Here is a 14,596-nt window from a genome sequence, read left to right as displayed (position 1 = left end):
TGCGTCCGTTCGGTGTTCTCCTTCGGCGCTTTCCTTCGGGGAGCAGGGGGATCGGGCAGCCGTGCGGCTCGGGTCAGGTGCAGACGGTGCCGCCGAGGCTGAACCCGGTCGGTGGCGCGAACGTGCCGCTGTAGGTGCCCTGGAAGCCGAAGCTCTGGCTGCCTCCGGCCGCGATCCGCGTGTTGTGGGCGACGCCGGCCGCCGTCACGGTGCCGGAGGACGGGGAGACGGTGGCGTTCCACGCCTGGGTGATCCGGTGGCCCGGGGGCAGGGTGAAGGCCAGATTCCAGGGGTCGACGGGGGTCGGGCCGGTGTTGGCGACGGTGACGTTCGCGGTGAAGCCGCCGGCCCAGACGTTCGGAGTGAACGTGACCTCGCACGCCGTCGCCGGGCCCGGCTCCCCGGGGCCGGAGGGCGGGGTGCCGAGGTCCACCGTCGAGGAGAAGGAGTTCACGGAGAGCCCGGCACCGTTCTGCCAGGGCTCGAAGCCGGCCTGGACGCTCGTCAGGTACCAGTCGTTCCTGGCCATGCCGCGGGCGACGGTCTCCCGGACGAAGTCCATGACGTCGAAGCTCCACGCGGCGAGGGCCGAGGGCGCGACGAAGGAGATGACGTCGTTGGTGCCGTTGCCGCCCGTCCACACCTGCCAGGAGCGCCCGCCCACGGTGGCGGTGCCGACCGGCGAGCCGATCGGCTGGACCGGGCCGGTCCGGTGGAACCAGATCATGATCTCGGTCCGGTTCACCCCGTCGGTCCGGGGCGCCGGGTCCAGCCAGATGTCGTACGAGGCGTTGTAGACGGCGTCGCCGACGAAGCCGTACGCGATGCTGCTCGGGGCCCCGGCGATGCCGTCGATCCGGGCGGGGAGGGCGGTGCCGGGCGAACAGCGGGTGTAGTGACAGCCGTTGAAGAGCGAAGGGTAGGACTTCGGCGGGCCGTCGGTCGGCACGGACCCGTCCGCCCGGGTCACCCGGAAGCCCGTGTCGGTGGCGGTGACGCACTGGGCCGCGCCGGTGCCCCAGCGGTTGTTCTGGACGACGTACCGGCCCTGGACCGTGGCGGTGCCGTACTGCTCGCAGACCAGGGTGTCGGCTCTGGCCGGGGGCGCGGTCCCCGCGAGGGTCGCGAGCACGGCGACGAGGGCGAGGAGCAGCGCGCCGAGCGCGCCGGGGACGGTCCTGGGGCGATGGGGGGTCGCTCGCACGTGGAACCTCCTGGGGAGGAGTGGCCTGTGAGGGGACGGGGGAGCGGAAGAGCCTTCCGGGGAAGGGGCGTCCACCTTGTGGGAGCGCTCCCATTCGGTGGCACTGGTGGGCACTGTAGGAGCTGGGCGCGTACCTGACAACCCGTCGGGCGGTGCGGGTCGATCCGCCGTGGCGCGGGTCCAGATGGGGCAGACTGGCGGCGTGCGCATCGTGATGATGACGGCGGGGTCGCGCGGGGACGTCGCGCCGTACACGGGTCTGGGTGCCGGTCTCGTACGGGCCGGACACGAGGTGACGCTGGCCGCCCACGGCCTGTTCGAGCCGCTCGTCGCGGGGTCGGGGGTACGGTTCCATCCGCTGCCCGTGGACCCCCGCGCCGAACTGCACTCCGCCCGGGGCCGTGGGCTGCACCGGGCGAGGACCGGCGCGGGGAAGCTCGTACGGCTCGCGGCGATGGCCAGGGGAGCGGTCGACGAGATGACGACGGCCCTGGTGGAGGTGGCCCGGCAGGGCGAGGTCCTGCTGGTCGGCGGGGCACTGGGCCCGCTCGGGTACGCCCTCGCCGACGCCCTTTCCGTGCCCGCCCTTGGCCTGCACCTCCAGCCGCTGCACCCGACGGGCGAGTTCCCCGCCCCCGTCCTGGGCGTGCGGTCCCTGGGCCCGGTGGGGAACCGGCTCGGCGGACGGGCCGTCATGGCCTCGGTGGAGCTGATGTTCTCCGGAGCCGTACGCGCGCTGCCGCGGCACGGCCTCGCCGCGGCGGACCGCTCCCGGCGGCGGAGGTGGCCCGTGATGCACGGCTACAGCGAACTCGTCGTCCCCCGTCCCCGCGACTGGCCCGCCGGCCTGGAGGTCTCGGGATACTGGTGGCCGCACGAGACCGGGCGGCTGTCCCCGGAGGTGGAGGACTTTCTCGCCGCCGGACCCCCGCCGGTCTTCGTCGGCCTGGGCAGCGCCACCGTCCCCGACCCCGGGAAGGTCAGCCGGGAGATCGTCGCCGCGCTGCGCGCGGCGAAGGTGCGCGGGATCGTCCAGCGGGGCTGGGCGGGCCTGGACGCCGGGGGAGCGGGTGCCGCGAGCACCAGGAGCGGCGGGGACATCGGGGGCGACGACATCCTCGTCGTCGACGAGGCGCCGCACTCCCTCCTCTTCCCCCGGACGGCCGCCGTCGTCCACCACGCGGGAGCGGGCACGACCGGCGCCGTCCTGCGGGCCGGGGTGCCCAGCGTCCCCGTACCGGTCCAGTTCGACGCGGCGTTCTGGGCGTCCCGGCTCACCGCGCTGGGCACCGCCCCCGGAGCCGTACCGCTGCGCCGCCTCACCGCCGGGACCCTGGCCGGAGCGCTGCGCCGGGCGACCGGGGACGACTCCCACCGCGAGCGCGCCCGCGCCCTGGCCGACCGCCTGGCCCAGGAGGACGGCGTCGCCCCGGTGCTCGCCGCACTCGCCCGTCCGACCCGCTGACCACGCCCCCGGAACCGCTGCCCGCCCTCCCGGACGGCGGTGGGGCGACCCGCTGTACGGTGTCCGGCGGGTCGTCGGGGGAGCGTCGGGCGCAGGGCGGCGGCAGTACGGCCGGCGGGAGCGGAAGGAGAGTCCATGGCCGCGGTGATCGCGATGCTGGAGGAGCTCGGGGGCCTCGCCCCGCTGACCGCAGAGGGCGCGGCGGCGCGGTTCGCGGCTTGTGGATGGACACCCGGGGGCAGGCCCCGTGACGGCGTGGAGACCTCCTGGGACGCGGACGGCACCGGGGCGTGGATCCGGACGTCCGGCAGCGGGGCGGTCGACGTCTCGTTCGCCGTCTGGATCCGCGACGTCGACGAGTCGGGCTACTTCGACGACCTGGACGCCGTCTACGAGGAGGGGGAGCGGGTCCTGGCCGGTCTCCTCCCCGAGATCGAGCGGTCCTCCTTCGCCGGCCGCCTCGCCGAGGCCGGACGGGCGACGGAGGGCGAGGACGAAAGGGAGGGGGAGGGCGAAGGAGAGGGCGGGGACGAGTTCGTCGTGCGGAAGCGGTGGACCCTCGACGGTCACGTCCTGACCGCCGGCGTCGTCCAGCACGACACGGACTTCCCGGTGATGGTCGTGGTGACCCTGGAGACCATGCCCGCCACCGCCACCGTCCCCACTGTCGCCCCCGCCCCCGCAGGCGGCGGATGACGGGCGGAACGGGTCCCCGGACACCGCGATCCGCGCACTGCCCCCGCGAGCGGCGATCGGCAGAAGAGCCTGGGGACACGCCCGAGTCCACGGCGCCGCCCCCTCGTCGGCCTGTGGATCCGGCGCCGGCCGCCCGCGCGGACACCCCCGGCGGGTCCTTCGTCCGGGTGAACCGGGGACGGGTGCGGCCCCCTCGCCCGGGTGCGTACCGCCTACGGTGGGAATGCCCCCGGGGCGAGCGGACCAGGACGAGCGGGCCGGGGACCGCACGGGGGCGGACGTGAGGGAGGGGCAGGGGATGAGCGGCACGCCGTGGAGCGAGCGGTCCGTCGTGGTGACCGGCGGCACGCGGGGGATCGGGCGGGGCATCGCCGAACTCTTCGCCCGCAGGGGCGCGGCGGTGCTCCTGACCGGCCGGGACGAGGCGGCGGCCCGCCGGGTCGCCGCGGAGCTGGCCCGGACCACCGGCGGGCGGGTCGAGGGCACCGGAGCGGACCTGCGGGTCCCGGAATCGGTCGAGGCGATGGCGGCCGAGGCGGAACGCCGCCACGGACACGTCGACGTCCTCTGTGCCAACGCGGGCGTCTTCCCCGAGAAGCCGCTGCGCGAGATGACCGCCGCCGACATCGACGAGGTCCTGGCGGTGAACCTGCGCGGCTCCATCCTCTCGGTACGGGCCTGCCTGCCCGCGATGGAACGCGCCGGGCACGGACGCGTCGTCCTCACCTCCTCCATCACCGGCCCGGCCACCGGGTACGCGGGCTGGTCCCACTACGGGGCCAGCAAGGCCGGGCAGCTCGGATTCCTGCGCGGCGCGGCCCTGGAACTGGCCCCCCTCGGCATCACCGTCAACGCCGTGCTCCCGGGCAACGTCCGGACCGAGGGCCTGGACGCCCTGGGCGAGGACTACCTGCGCCGGATGGCGGCCTCGATCCCGCTGGGCAGGCTCGGGGAAGCCGCGGACGTCGCCCACGCCGTCGGCTTCCTCGCCTCGGACGAGGCCGCCTTCATCACCGGCCAGACCCTCACCGTCGACGGCGGCCAGACCGTCCCCGAATCCCTCGACGCCTTCGCCCCCGCCCCCGCCACCGCGCTCGTCCCCGCCCCCGTCACCGGCTGACGGAGTCCCCGGGATCCGGCCGGACGGTCCCCCGGGCGCCGAAGCGGGTCTGCGCCTCCAGGACGGCCCCGGCGTGCCGCCCCGCCCACGCGCCCATCATCCGGATCGGTTCCAGCAGCGCGGCGCCCGCCTCGGTGAGGGAGTAGTCGACGCGGGGCGGGGCCTCCGCGTACGCCCGGCGCACGACCAGGCCGTTGTACTCCAGGCGGCGCAGGGCGTCGTTGAGGACCTTGGCGCTGATGCCGCCGATGCGGGTGCGCAGCGCGTGCGGCCGCAGGGGGCCGCTCTCGCCGAGGACGTACACGACCACGCTGTCCCACCGGTTCGACAGCACCTCGAAGGCCACCCGTGCCTGGCAGTCCGCGGCGTACGGGTCGCCGCCCAGGTCCCGCTCCTCTTCCCGTACCGCTTCGTCGGCCACGGGCCCATCCTGCCCCGCCGACGCACACCATGTGGTGTGCGTCGGCATCCCTAGCGTCCTTCCCGTGCACACCCCGCACACCCCGCACCACGGACGACAGGAGCACGCACATGCGCATCGGCATTCTGGGAACGGGGGCGATGGCCACCGCACTCGGAGGGGCCTGGGTACGGGCCGGGCACGACGTCCTGGTGGGCGGCCGGGACGCCGCGGCGGCCTCCCGCACCGCCCGGCTCACCGGTGCCTCCGGCCACGGCGGTCTCGCCGAGGCCGCGGCCCACGGGGAGGTGGTGCTGACCGCCGTGCCGGCGGACGCCGCACCGCCGCTCGCGAAGGAACTGGCCGGCCCGCTCGCCGGGCGGACGGTGATCGACTGCACCGTCCCCATGGCGCCGGGCGCGGACGGCCCGGCCCTCACCACGGGCGGCACCACCTCCGTCGCCCGGCTCGTCGCGGACGCCGCCCCCGGCGCCCACGTGGCGAAGGCGTTCGGGCTGTGCCACGACAGCATCTGGACCCTGGACCGGCCGGCCTTCGAAGGGGCCCCGCTGGCGGTGCCGTTCTGCACCGACCGGCCGGAGGCCGCCGCACACCTGACGGAACTCGTCACCTCCATGGGCTGCACCCCGCTGCCCTGCGGCGGACTCGCCCGCGCCGCCCTGCTGGAGGCCACCGCCGTCTTCGCCGTCGGCGTCTGGTGGTCGGGCGCCGAGACCCGTTTCGCCTTCCCCTCCCCGGCCCTGGCCCCGGGAGCCGTGGACGACTGAACCGCGTCCCGGACCGGCCGCCCCCTCCGCCGGCTGACAGACTGTCGGGCATGACCGGACCGCACGCGCTCAAGCCCTTCCTCCTCGCCTTCCCCGGCCCCCTGCGGGACCGGCTGGTGGCCGCCGTCCTCTCCGGGGAGAAGGTCGCCACGACGGGACTCCTCGCGGAGTACGAGATCGAGGACGAGGAACTGCCCGAGCCGGGCGAGCGGTGGGGGCTCATCGACTCGGACGGCCGCGAGGTGGCGGTCGTGGAGGTGACGGAGGTGCGGGTCCTGCCGCTGGGCGAGGCGGACCTGCGGCTCGCGCTCGACGAGGGCGAGGGGTACCTCTCGGTCGCCCAGTGGCGGGAGGCGCACGAGCGGTTCTGGCACAGCGAGGAGATGCGGGAGGCGCTCGGCGACCCGGATTTCCTCGTGGACGACGAAACTCCGGTCGTGGTCGAGCGGTTCCACGTGGTGAGGGACTGAGAAGAGGGAACCGGAGGGGCGCGCGTGACGGGAGAGGCGGGCACGGCGGGCGTACCGGGCGCGTACCGGGGGGCCTGAGGGGACGCCCGCGCGCCCGGGGCGGTGGCCTGTTCCGGTCCGCGGCGAGGTGACGGGCCGGGGCACCGCCGGAGGCCCCCGGAGGCGGGTGCCTCCGGGGGCCTCCGGGGCCGTCGGCCGACGGTCAGCGCATCGAGTGGCCGAAGGCCACGCCGTTGGCGGGGAGGCCGCCGGCGCCGGGCCGGTACGTGGTGACGGGGGCGACCGTGCCGCCCTGCGTCACGTTGGACATCGGCAGCGCGTGGACCGCCCCGGTGGCCAGGGGGCCGTAGGGCATGCCCACGTACAGCCTGGTCGTGGTGAAGTGCATGTTCCTGCCCAGGTACTGGTTGGCGCCGGCGGGGCCGGGGATGCCGTCGCCGTCGCCGGCCTCGATCCAGCGGTCGTTCGGGCCGGCCGATCCGGCCAGCGAGAAGGTGTGGATCGCGCCCGCGTTGGCGACGGAGCCGACGTCCTCACCGGGCGTTCCCACGGCGAGCCGCATGGACGCCACGGTGCTCACCGAACCGGGGGCGGTGTTGACGGCGGTGAGGGACTCGCCCATCCGGTCGCCCACCTCCGACGTCCCGGACACGTCGTCCTCCGCGGTGCCCTGCTTGAGCTCGCGCAGATAGCTCCAGGTGCCGTCGGGCTTGATGCGGATCTGCACCACGCGGCCCGCGCCCGCGCGGTCCTCGGTGCCGACCGTCACGCTCTCGCCGGGCGAGCCGATCGCCAGGATCGACTCCGCCGCCGACGCGGTCCCACTGGCCCGGAAGGGCGCCATGGCCACCGCGTAGCCGAACTGGTCACCCGCCTCGGAGCCGCCGGAGATGGCCGCGTTGTCCTGGTCGAGCCCGGCGAGCGGCAGGGGTCGTCCCCCGGAGTCGAAGCGGTTGGCGTCGAAGATCGCGACGCCGCCGGCCTTCGTCGTGGTGCCGATGGCCTCGTTGGGGCTGCCGATGGCGATGTAGTTCTGGTCGGCGGCCACCGACCAGCCGTAGAGGTCGCCCGTCTCGGGGTCGCCGGGCACGCCCGGCGAGCCCTGGTTCACGGCCAGGCTGGTGGTGCCGTACACGTAGAACACGCCGCCCGCCTGGGTGGCGGAGCCGATGGTCTCGCCGGGTACGCCGATGACCAGGTACGGCCGGCCGGCGTCGTTCACCGCCGCGGCGATCCGGTGGCCCATGCGGTCGCCCGCCTCGGACGCCGAGGCCGCGAGGCCGCTGGTGCCGGCGCCCTGTTCGAGGTGCGTGGCCTTCAGCGTGCCGGTGCCGAGGCCGCCGGCCGCGCCGTAGAGGATGTCGACGAAGCCCGCGTCGGTGGCGGTGCCCACGGTCTCGCTGGGGGTGCCGGCGACCAGGTCGGTGAAGCCGTCCTTGTTCCAGTCGATGGTGGCCAGCGTCTCGCCGAAGTAGTCGTCGGGCTCGGAGCCGCCGGCCACCCAGTCCAGGTCCTGGCTGATCTCGGCGGTGCCCTTGCCGCCGCCGTACACGATGCGGATCAGACCGGCCTTCGCGTCCGTGCCGACGGTGGCCTGCGGGTCGGAGATGGCGAGGTCCTCCGCGCCGTCGCCGTTGAAGTCGGTCATCCCGGAGGGCTTCGGGGCGACGCCCCCGCCGCCGACGGCGGCGCCGAGGTCGATCCGCGGGGTGGTGGCGCCGGTGTAGGCGATGCCCCGGCCGCTGCCCTTCAGCAGGGCCGTCAGGTCGGCGACGCTCTTGGTGGGGAAGGCCTGCTTGAGCACCGCGTACGAGCCGGCCACGTGCGGCGCGGCCATGGAGGTGCCGTTCTTGGAGGCGTAGGCGCCGCCGGGCACGGAGGAGACGATGCCCGTGCCGGGGGCGAACAGGTCGAGCAGCGGGCCCCGGTTGGTGAAGGCGGACAGTTCGTCGTCGTCGGTGGTCGAGCCGACCGTGACGGCGGAGGAGATGCAGCCGGGCATGCTCACCGCGTCGGTGTGGCCGTTGTTGCCGGCCGCGATGACGGTGGCCACCCCGGCGCTCAGCAGGCTGTCGACGACCGGCTTGCGCAGGTCGCCGTCGCAGGCGGTGGTGTGACGGCCGTTGCCGAGGCTGAGGTTGGCCGCGATGATCGGCGTACCGGCCCGCTTGAGCTTCAGCACGTGCTCCAGGCCCTTGAGCTGGGCGCTCTGGTAGCTGCCCACGCAGGGCGCGATGCCGCCGCAGAACTCCTCGGTGGTGAACTGGCTGAAGACCTGGACGGCGACGATGTTCGCGCCGGGCGCCACGCCGTGCTTGGGGGCGCCCGTGAGGCCGGTGCCGCTGCCCGCGGCGATGCCCGCCACGTGGGTGCCGTGGTCGCAGGCGGCCATGGTCGCGCAGGGGCCGGCCGCGGTGTCGGCGGAGCCGGTGCCCTCCTGCTCGTCGGTGCCGTTCGGGCACAGGCTGACGACGCCGCTCTCGGCGTCGCTCGGCGAGAAGCACGCCTGGGCCACGACCCGGTTCTTCAGGAACGGGTGGCCGACCTCGACCCCGGTGTCCAGGACGGCGATCGCCTGGCCGGCGCCGGTCTTGCCCGCGGTGACGGCGTCGTCGCCGCCGATGAGCGGGACGCTCTGGTCCAGGGTCGCCGGCTCCACCCTGTCCTCGGTGACGCTGACCACGCCCGGCTTCGCGGCGAGCTGGTCGAGGCCCGCCCGGTCCACCTCGAGGGTGACCACGGGAACGGTCTCGAACTCCTGCTTCTTCTCGCCGGCGGTCGCCGCGTCGGCGACGTCCGCGAGGGTCTCCGTGACGACGTTGACGCGGACCCGGCCGCCGCCCGACGTCTGGTCGTAGAGCGGCGGGTCGACCGGATCGGCCGCGGCCCCGACCGCTGTCGTGGCGTTCTGCGGGGTGACGGCGTGGGCCGGTGCCGCGGCGCCGAGGGTCACGGCCGTCATCGCGGTGACGACCGTCGCCCAGATCTTTCTCTTCATGTTGCCTCGGTGAGCAGGGGGCGCGCCGTGCCCGGACTCGTGGGGGAGCGGACACGGCGCAGCCCGGCAGGTGGGTGCGAGGGAAGGTGCGGGTCCTGGCGGAACGGGCCGGACGGCGTGGGGTGTTCGCCGTCCGGCCCGGCCGCGTCCGGGGGACGCGCTCCGTCAGGAGGTCGTGCGGTACGTCACCGGAAGGGGTGCCGACCCGTGATCAGGTCTTGTTGGCGCCGTTCTTCGGGTTGCCCTTCCAGGCCACGGCCTTGAGGTAGACGTACGCGTACGAGTTGCACCGCCAGCGGATCAGGATGTTGTACGCCTTGCAGCTGTGCGTCTTCATCGTCGAGTAGAAGGCGTTGTCGACGTTCGACTTCTTGCTGCGGTCCAGGTAGTACTTGTAGCCCTTGTACGTGTTGCCGATCAGGCCGTAGCCGTAGTCGTGGGTGTCGCACGCGGCACGGAAGTTGAAGCCGCCCGGCCGGCTGATGTTCGGGCCGGGGGTGCTGCACCCGTCGTAGATGATGCCGGCGACGCGGAAGCCGGTCGGCGTGTACCGGAAGTACGGCCAGTGCCAGCCGTAGTGCGCGGCCCACGCGACGCAGCCGCGGTTGAGGTACCACATCCACTCGGTGGCGCGGTTGCAGTAACGCGGGTACGCCTGCGGGTCGTTGATCTCACCGGTGGTGAAGTCGCCGGCCGGGGGCGTGAGCGCGGTCCCGTCGCCGGCCGGGCCCTGGAGGGGCTCGGTGGCGGACGGCAGGTCGGTGCCGACGGGCGCGGCGTTCGGGGCGGCCGACGAGGCCGGGAAGGACAGGTCCCATTCGCCGCTGGTCGGCGAGGCGATGTCGGAGACGCGGCCCGTGGAGTCGTAGGCGTACGTCGAGACCGGGTCGGTGCCCTCGACCGGGTTGGTCACGTTGCGCAGCAGGCCCGAGGCGTCGTAGGAGTAGCGCGCCAGCGTCTGCGTGGTGGTGCCCGACGTGAGGGTGATCTGCTTGGCGCGGCCCGTGTACTCGCCGAGCGTCGTGCCGGTGGCCGTCGTGGCGGTCGAGTAGACGACCGTCAGCGACTGCGCCGGGGCGTCGGCGGTGGCGGGCTCGCTGACCTTGGAAACCCGGCCCTTGGTGTCGTAGGAGACCGTGGCGGTGGCGCCGTCGGCCAGGTTGCCCAGGCCGGTGACCCGCCACTTGTCGGTGCCCGGGGCGGCCTGCTTCCAGTTGTAGGTGGCCGTCAGGTTGGCCACCCCCACGGCCGCGCCCGCGTCCTCGTCGCCGGTCACGTCGGTGTCCGGGGTGCCGGTGGCCGGGGCGAGGGTCTCGACCGCGGTGGTCACCAGCGTGCCGGTCGCCTCGTTGTAGGCGGTGGTCTCGGTGAACTTGTCGCCGGCGGCGGTCTCGTACTTCTTGACGCCACCGCCGCTCGGGTAGTCGACGCTGCTCTTCAGGGCGTACGAGACGGAGACCTTCGCGTCGAGGTCGGTGACCACGACGGAGTCGGCCTTCTGCTCCAGCTTGCGGTTGAGCTGGCCCCCCAGGAACCCGGCCTCCCAGCCGGGGCCGAAGACGCCCTGGTCCGGGCGGGTCGCGGGCGCCGACTCCGGCCGGGCGACCCCGTCCGTGCCTTCGGTCACCGTGTGGGTGCGGCCCATGAGGCCCTCGGCCACATCGGTCTCGTACAGCTCGAAGGACTTCTCCGCGGTGGAGTACAGGCCGGGACCGACCTGCTGGATCTCCCCGTCGGCCAGCGGCGGGTCGACGGTGGCGGCCGCGGCCCGCGGCTGCTCGACGGTGATGGCTCCGGCGCTCTGCTGCGGGAGCATCAACGCCATGGAGAGCGCGGCCATGACAGGCAGGGCTGTCTTGCGCACGAGTTCCCCCCTCGTGTCGTAGGTGTGTTGCTTGATCGCTGCGGACCGTAGAACGGCGCCGATCAGGGCGACAAGTGGCTTGTGTATGGGGGTAGTTGGTTCCGCTTCCTTGCAGCAGTGAAGTCCCCGGACCGCCGCCCGATGTTGAGTACGCGTACTCATGTGGCGCGTGTGGTGCGGCCCAAGACTGAGCACATGAAGCGAACCCCGTTCATGGGCAAGGCAGTTGGCCCGACAGTGCGTCGCCTTCGATGTGCCGGGAGTCATCGAAAAGCTGTTCCGTATAGCAAATCTCAACCGCTCACCATGGACTGAATGTGACCGAGGTCACATGGAAACCCTCATTCTGAGTGAGGGATCGGATGCGTGACGTTACCCATGAATGGGAGACAGTGTCCTAAATCGGTGCTGTAGCGGCGTGTTGAGGGGGCGGCGGGTCATTGGGGCCGGTTGTCCGGGGAGATTGCAGTAATGATTGCACGAGCAATCATTACTGTGGCGTGCCCGGAAGTCGGGTGGTTCTTGGCACCCGTCCCGTTGGGAGGGCCCGCGAGTGGGGAGGAGAGGGTACGGAGCCGCGGCCCGAGCGCCCGCGGGACGACGAAGGAGGACACGCCCATGGCACGGAAGACCCACCGGCCGGCCGGATCCGACCCCGACGCCCTCCCCCCGGAGAAGGGCCCGGCCGGCCCGCCCGGCCGGCTCCTCCGGCTGGGCGGGCCGGCCGTCGCGGCGACCGCGCTGACGGCGACCGTCGCGCTGTACATGGCCCTGGTGGCCTTCGGGAACATCACGGACTTCGGGACCAACCAGCAGTTCGTCCGGCACGTCCTGAGCATGGACACCACGTTCCGCGACCCCGACCTGATGTGGCGCGCGATCGAGTCCCCGGCCCTCCAGAACGCCGCCTACGTCGCGGTCATCGTCTGGGAGGCGCTGGCCGCGCTGGTCCTCCTCGCCGCGACCTTGCTCTGGATCGCGGGACTGCGCGGCGCCGCGTACCACCGTGCCCGCGCGGCGAGCACGGTGGGACTGGTGATGGTGCTGCTGCTCTTCGGGATGGGCTTCCTCGCGATCGGCGGCGAGTGGTTCGCGATGTGGCAGTCCTCCGACTGGAACGGCCTGGACGCCGCCGCCCGCAACGTCGCCCTGGCGGGCTTCGCGCTCCTCGTGGTGCACCTGCCCGCCGAACCGCCGGGCCGGGTCAGGAGCAGGCGCCCGCGTTGAGCGAGAAGGAGTCGGGGGCGGGGTTGGTCCCGTTGTGCGTTCCCTGCACCCCGAAGCTCGCCTTCGCGCCGGGCGCGAGCGTCCGGTTCCAGTCGGTGTTGCGCGCGCCGACGGCGGTGCCGCTCTGGGTGACGGTGGCGTTCCAGGCGCTGGTGACGCGCTGGCCGTCCGGGTAGGCCCAGGTCAGCTGCCATCCGTCCACGGCCGTCCGGCCGGTGTTCTCGACGGTGACGTTCGCGGTGAAGCCGGTGTTCCAGGAGTTGGTCACGGTGTACGTCACCGCGCAGGCCGAGGCGGGCGGTTCGCCGCCGCTGCCGCCGTCGTCGGAGGCGCGCTCGGCGGCGTAGGCGGCGAGCCACGCCAGCGGGGCGTTCCAGTTCACGGCGACCTCGTTGGTCGAGTACGAGTCGATGTGGTCGATGTAGCAGGCGGCCGGGGCGCAGCCGGCCAGCCGCTGCGCCGCGATCGGGTCCTGGAGCCCGCTGTTCGGCCCGCCCGCCAGCGATCCCGCGGGCGGGTGCGGCAGCGAGGCGTCCAGCTGGTGGGCCCAGAAGCGGTGGTGCTGGTTCTGGGCGGCGGACTCGCCGTGGCCCGTCACGTACGACAGGCCCAGTGCGTTGCGGCCCAGCAGGTAGTCCATGGTCTCCAGCGCGCCCGCGCGGTAACGGGCGTCGCCCGTCAGTTCCCCGGCGACGGCCATGACCACCGCGTCGTTGGCGACCTCGCCGTTCGAACCCCAGAAGTAGCCGTCCGCCGGGACGGGCACGGCGTACCCCTGGGCCGCCATCCGGGACAGGTAGCCGTCGGCGGCCGCCGTCACCGAGGCGCGGACGCGGGCCACGTCGGAGGCGGGCAGTCCGGTGGGGACGGTGGCCAGGACGAGCCGGCCGAGCGCGGCCGTGTCCGCCCAGCCGAAGCCGTACGGGCTGAAGGCGTCGGCGGAGGTGTGCCAGGACGAGGAGGTGACGGCGTCCCGGTACGCGCTCTCGCCGGTCGCCGCGTACAGCTCGGCGGCGGCCCAGTAGAACTCGTCGGTGACCCGCGCGTCCTCGTAGGCCCCACCGCCCGTGCTGTCCGAACTCGGCGCGTACATCGCCGGGTTGGCCTGCGCGGCCGTCCAGGCCCGGCGGGCGGCGGACAGACAGCGGTCGGCGTAGGCGGAGTCGTACGGCCGGTAGACCCGGGCGCACTGCGCGGCGGCGGCCGCGAGGTTCAGGGTCGCGGCCGTCGACGGGCGGTGCAGCTCGCGCGGCTGGGCGTCCTGGTCGGGGCGCAGCGGCATGCCGGTCCAGGCCGCGTCGTGGACCTTGTGGAACGCCATGCCCGCGTACGGCTTGCCCGCGGGCACCTGCATCCGCATGAGGAAGTCCAGCTCCCAGCGGGCCTCGTCGAGGACGTCCGGTACGCCGTTGCCGCGCTCGGGGACCCGCAGCGTGGAGTCGCCGAGCGCCGCTCCCTTCCCCGCCCGCTCGGCCCGCTCGAAGGAGTTGACCACCAGCCAGGTCGAAAGGCCGCCGTTCACCACGTACTTGCCGTGGTCGCCCGCGTCGTACCAGCCGCCCCGCACGTCCTGGGTGTAGTCGCACACGGTGGCCTGGCAGGGGACGGAGACGTCGCCCTTGTTGGGGGAGACGCCGAGATGCCCGGCGGGGCGGGCGTAGGCGGCGCCCACCAGGGAGGCGTCGATCGCGATGCCGCTGCGCTGGTGGTGGAAGAAGGCCATCGCGTCGGAGCGCAGGGCGTCGTAGAGGTCCGCGCGGATGTCGAAGGGCACGCTGCCGCTGCCGTCCACGCTCAGGACGTAGCCGGTGCCCGTGCCCTGGTACGAGGAGAAGTCGGCCACCTGGACGGACTGCCCGGAGGGCGCGTCCGCGCCGCGCGGGACGGTCGGGCCGGAGGCGACCACCGTCCCGGCCGCGTTCCGCAGCTGCCAGGAGAGCGCCTGCGTCGCCGTGGTGACGACGGTGGCGCGCTTGGGTCCGTCGGGCAGGTAGCCGACCTGGTTGACGCGGACGGCCGTGGTGGCCGCGGTCGCGCCGGACGCGGCCGGCGCGACCGCGAGGCCGCCGAGCAGGAGCGTTCCCGTCAGGAGGGCGGCGGAGAGGCGTGGGAGGCGGCGGAGTGGTGGCGCCGTGGTGCGGGGCATGTGCGGCTCCTCTGGTGTCTGCTGGTGTCTGCGCGGGCGATGGGGACGCCGGCGCGGATGGCGACGTTTGTGTCACGTGCATGCCAAACCCCTGATGGTGGGAGCGCTCCCATCATGTGGAGCGGCGTACGGCCGCGGAAGGGGTCGGGGATCTGGGGCGAGGCTAGTGACGCCCACCGCCACCGTCAACGGGGCCGGAGGGGAAGGGAGTCGGGACG

Annotated in this window: 11 protein-coding genes; 6 read left to right on the top strand and 5 right to left on the bottom strand. The window is 73.8% G+C overall.

Annotation, left to right across the window (positions count from 1 at the left end; all coding sequences use genetic code 11):
- Positions 1 to 73: 73 nt before the first annotated feature.
- On the bottom strand, positions 74 to 1,204 hold the full coding sequence (locus tag IE326_RS21825; RefSeq protein WP_229915559.1) for a glycoside hydrolase family 12 protein: 1,131 nt from the start codon (positions 1,202 to 1,204) through the stop codon (positions 74 to 76).
- Positions 1,205 to 1,421: 217 nt separating this feature from the next.
- Here IE326_RS21825 and IE326_RS21820 point away from each other — a divergent pair, with 217 nt between their 5' ends.
- The 3 genes from IE326_RS21820 (at position 1,422) to fabG (ending at position 4,485) form a co-directional block, all read left to right on the top strand.
- Entirely contained in the window at positions 1,422 to 2,669 is a 1,248-nt protein-coding gene (locus IE326_RS21820) for a glycosyltransferase (RefSeq protein WP_190043456.1), read from the top strand.
- A gap of 135 nt (positions 2,670 to 2,804) precedes the next feature.
- Positions 2,805 to 3,365: a hypothetical protein gene (locus IE326_RS21815; RefSeq protein ID WP_190042706.1), complete on the top strand. Its 561-nt coding sequence runs from the start codon at positions 2,805 to 2,807 to the stop codon at positions 3,363 to 3,365.
- A gap of 298 nt (positions 3,366 to 3,663) precedes the next feature.
- Positions 3,664 to 4,485: a 3-oxoacyl-ACP reductase FabG gene (gene fabG, locus IE326_RS21810; protein ID WP_150226438.1), complete on the top strand. Its 822-nt coding sequence runs from the start codon at positions 3,664 to 3,666 to the stop codon at positions 4,483 to 4,485.
- Here fabG and IE326_RS21805 read toward each other — a convergent pair.
- A complete protein-coding gene (locus IE326_RS21805) occupies positions 4,475 to 4,906 on the bottom strand; it encodes a winged helix-turn-helix transcriptional regulator (protein ID WP_229915558.1) in 432 nt (143 codons plus the stop codon). The two genes, fabG and IE326_RS21805, sit on opposite strands and share 11 nt — an antisense overlap.
- Positions 4,907 to 4,935: 29 nt before the next feature.
- Between IE326_RS21805 and IE326_RS21800 the strand changes: the two genes are divergently transcribed.
- Positions 4,936 to 5,673: an NADPH-dependent F420 reductase gene (locus IE326_RS21800; RefSeq protein WP_190042704.1), complete on the top strand. Its 738-nt coding sequence runs from the start codon at positions 4,936 to 4,938 to the stop codon at positions 5,671 to 5,673.
- 50 nt (positions 5,674 to 5,723) lie between these two features.
- Positions 5,724 to 6,143 carry an ASCH domain-containing protein gene (locus IE326_RS21795; protein ID WP_150226435.1) on the top strand — a complete coding sequence of 140 codons (420 nt, stop codon included), beginning with the start codon at positions 5,724 to 5,726 and terminating at the stop codon, positions 6,141 to 6,143.
- Positions 6,144 to 6,345: 202 nt separating this feature from the next.
- Here the strand turns inward: IE326_RS21795 and IE326_RS40875 are convergent, their stop codons facing one another.
- Together IE326_RS40875 and IE326_RS21785 are read right to left on the bottom strand one after the other, a co-directional pair.
- A complete protein-coding gene (locus tag IE326_RS40875) occupies positions 6,346 to 9,141 on the bottom strand; it encodes a S8 family peptidase (protein WP_229915556.1) in 2,796 nt (931 codons plus the stop codon).
- 211 nt (positions 9,142 to 9,352) lie between these two features.
- Positions 9,353 to 11,005: a phospholipase A2 gene (locus IE326_RS21785; RefSeq protein ID WP_190042703.1), complete on the bottom strand. Its 1,653-nt coding sequence runs from the start codon at positions 11,003 to 11,005 to the stop codon at positions 9,353 to 9,355.
- Between the two features lie 618 nt (positions 11,006 to 11,623).
- Between IE326_RS21785 and IE326_RS21780 the strand changes: the two genes are divergently transcribed.
- The gene (locus IE326_RS21780) at positions 11,624 to 12,232 is read left to right on the top strand and encodes a DUF2165 domain-containing protein (RefSeq protein WP_190042702.1); all 609 of its coding nucleotides are present in this window, start codon (positions 11,624 to 11,626) and stop codon (positions 12,230 to 12,232) included.
- Here the strand turns inward: IE326_RS21780 and IE326_RS21775 are convergent.
- On the bottom strand, positions 12,210 to 14,378 hold the full coding sequence (locus IE326_RS21775; protein ID WP_190042701.1) for a glycoside hydrolase family 9 protein: 2,169 nt from the start codon (positions 14,376 to 14,378) through the stop codon (positions 12,210 to 12,212). The genes IE326_RS21780 and IE326_RS21775 overlap by 23 nt on opposite strands.
- Positions 14,379 to 14,596 lie beyond the last annotated feature (218 nt).

The organism is Streptomyces filamentosus (assembly GCF_014654895.1).
GTDB lineage: Bacteria > Actinomycetota > Actinomycetes > Streptomycetales > Streptomycetaceae > Streptomyces > Streptomyces filamentosus.
The sequence above is the reverse complement of the archived record's forward strand: the minus strand, read 5'-3'. Positions and strand labels throughout refer to the sequence as shown.

Coding starts and splice junctions, on each gene's coding strand:
- IE326_RS21820 (WP_190043456.1), top strand. CDS start 1,422: ATGACGGCGGGGTCGCGCGGGGACGTCGCGCCGTACACGGGTCTGGGT.
- IE326_RS21815 (WP_190042706.1), top strand. CDS start 2,805: ATGGCCGCGGTGATCGCGATGCTGGAGGAGCTCGGGGGCCTCGCCCCG.
- fabG (WP_150226438.1), top strand. CDS start 3,664: ATGAGCGGCACGCCGTGGAGCGAGCGGTCCGTCGTGGTGACCGGCGGC.
- IE326_RS21800 (WP_190042704.1), top strand. CDS start 4,936: ATGTGGTGTGCGTCGGCATCCCTAGCGTCCTTCCCGTGCACACCCCGC.
- IE326_RS21795 (WP_150226435.1), top strand. CDS start 5,724: ATGACCGGACCGCACGCGCTCAAGCCCTTCCTCCTCGCCTTCCCCGGC.
- IE326_RS40875 (WP_229915556.1), bottom strand. CDS start 9,141: ATGAAGAGAAAGATCTGGGCGACGGTCGTCACCGCGATGACGGCCGTG.
- IE326_RS21780 (WP_190042702.1), top strand. CDS start 11,624: ATGGCACGGAAGACCCACCGGCCGGCCGGATCCGACCCCGACGCCCTC.
- IE326_RS21775 (WP_190042701.1), bottom strand. CDS start 14,378: ATGCCCCGCACCACGGCGCCACCACTCCGCCGCCTCCCACGCCTCTCC.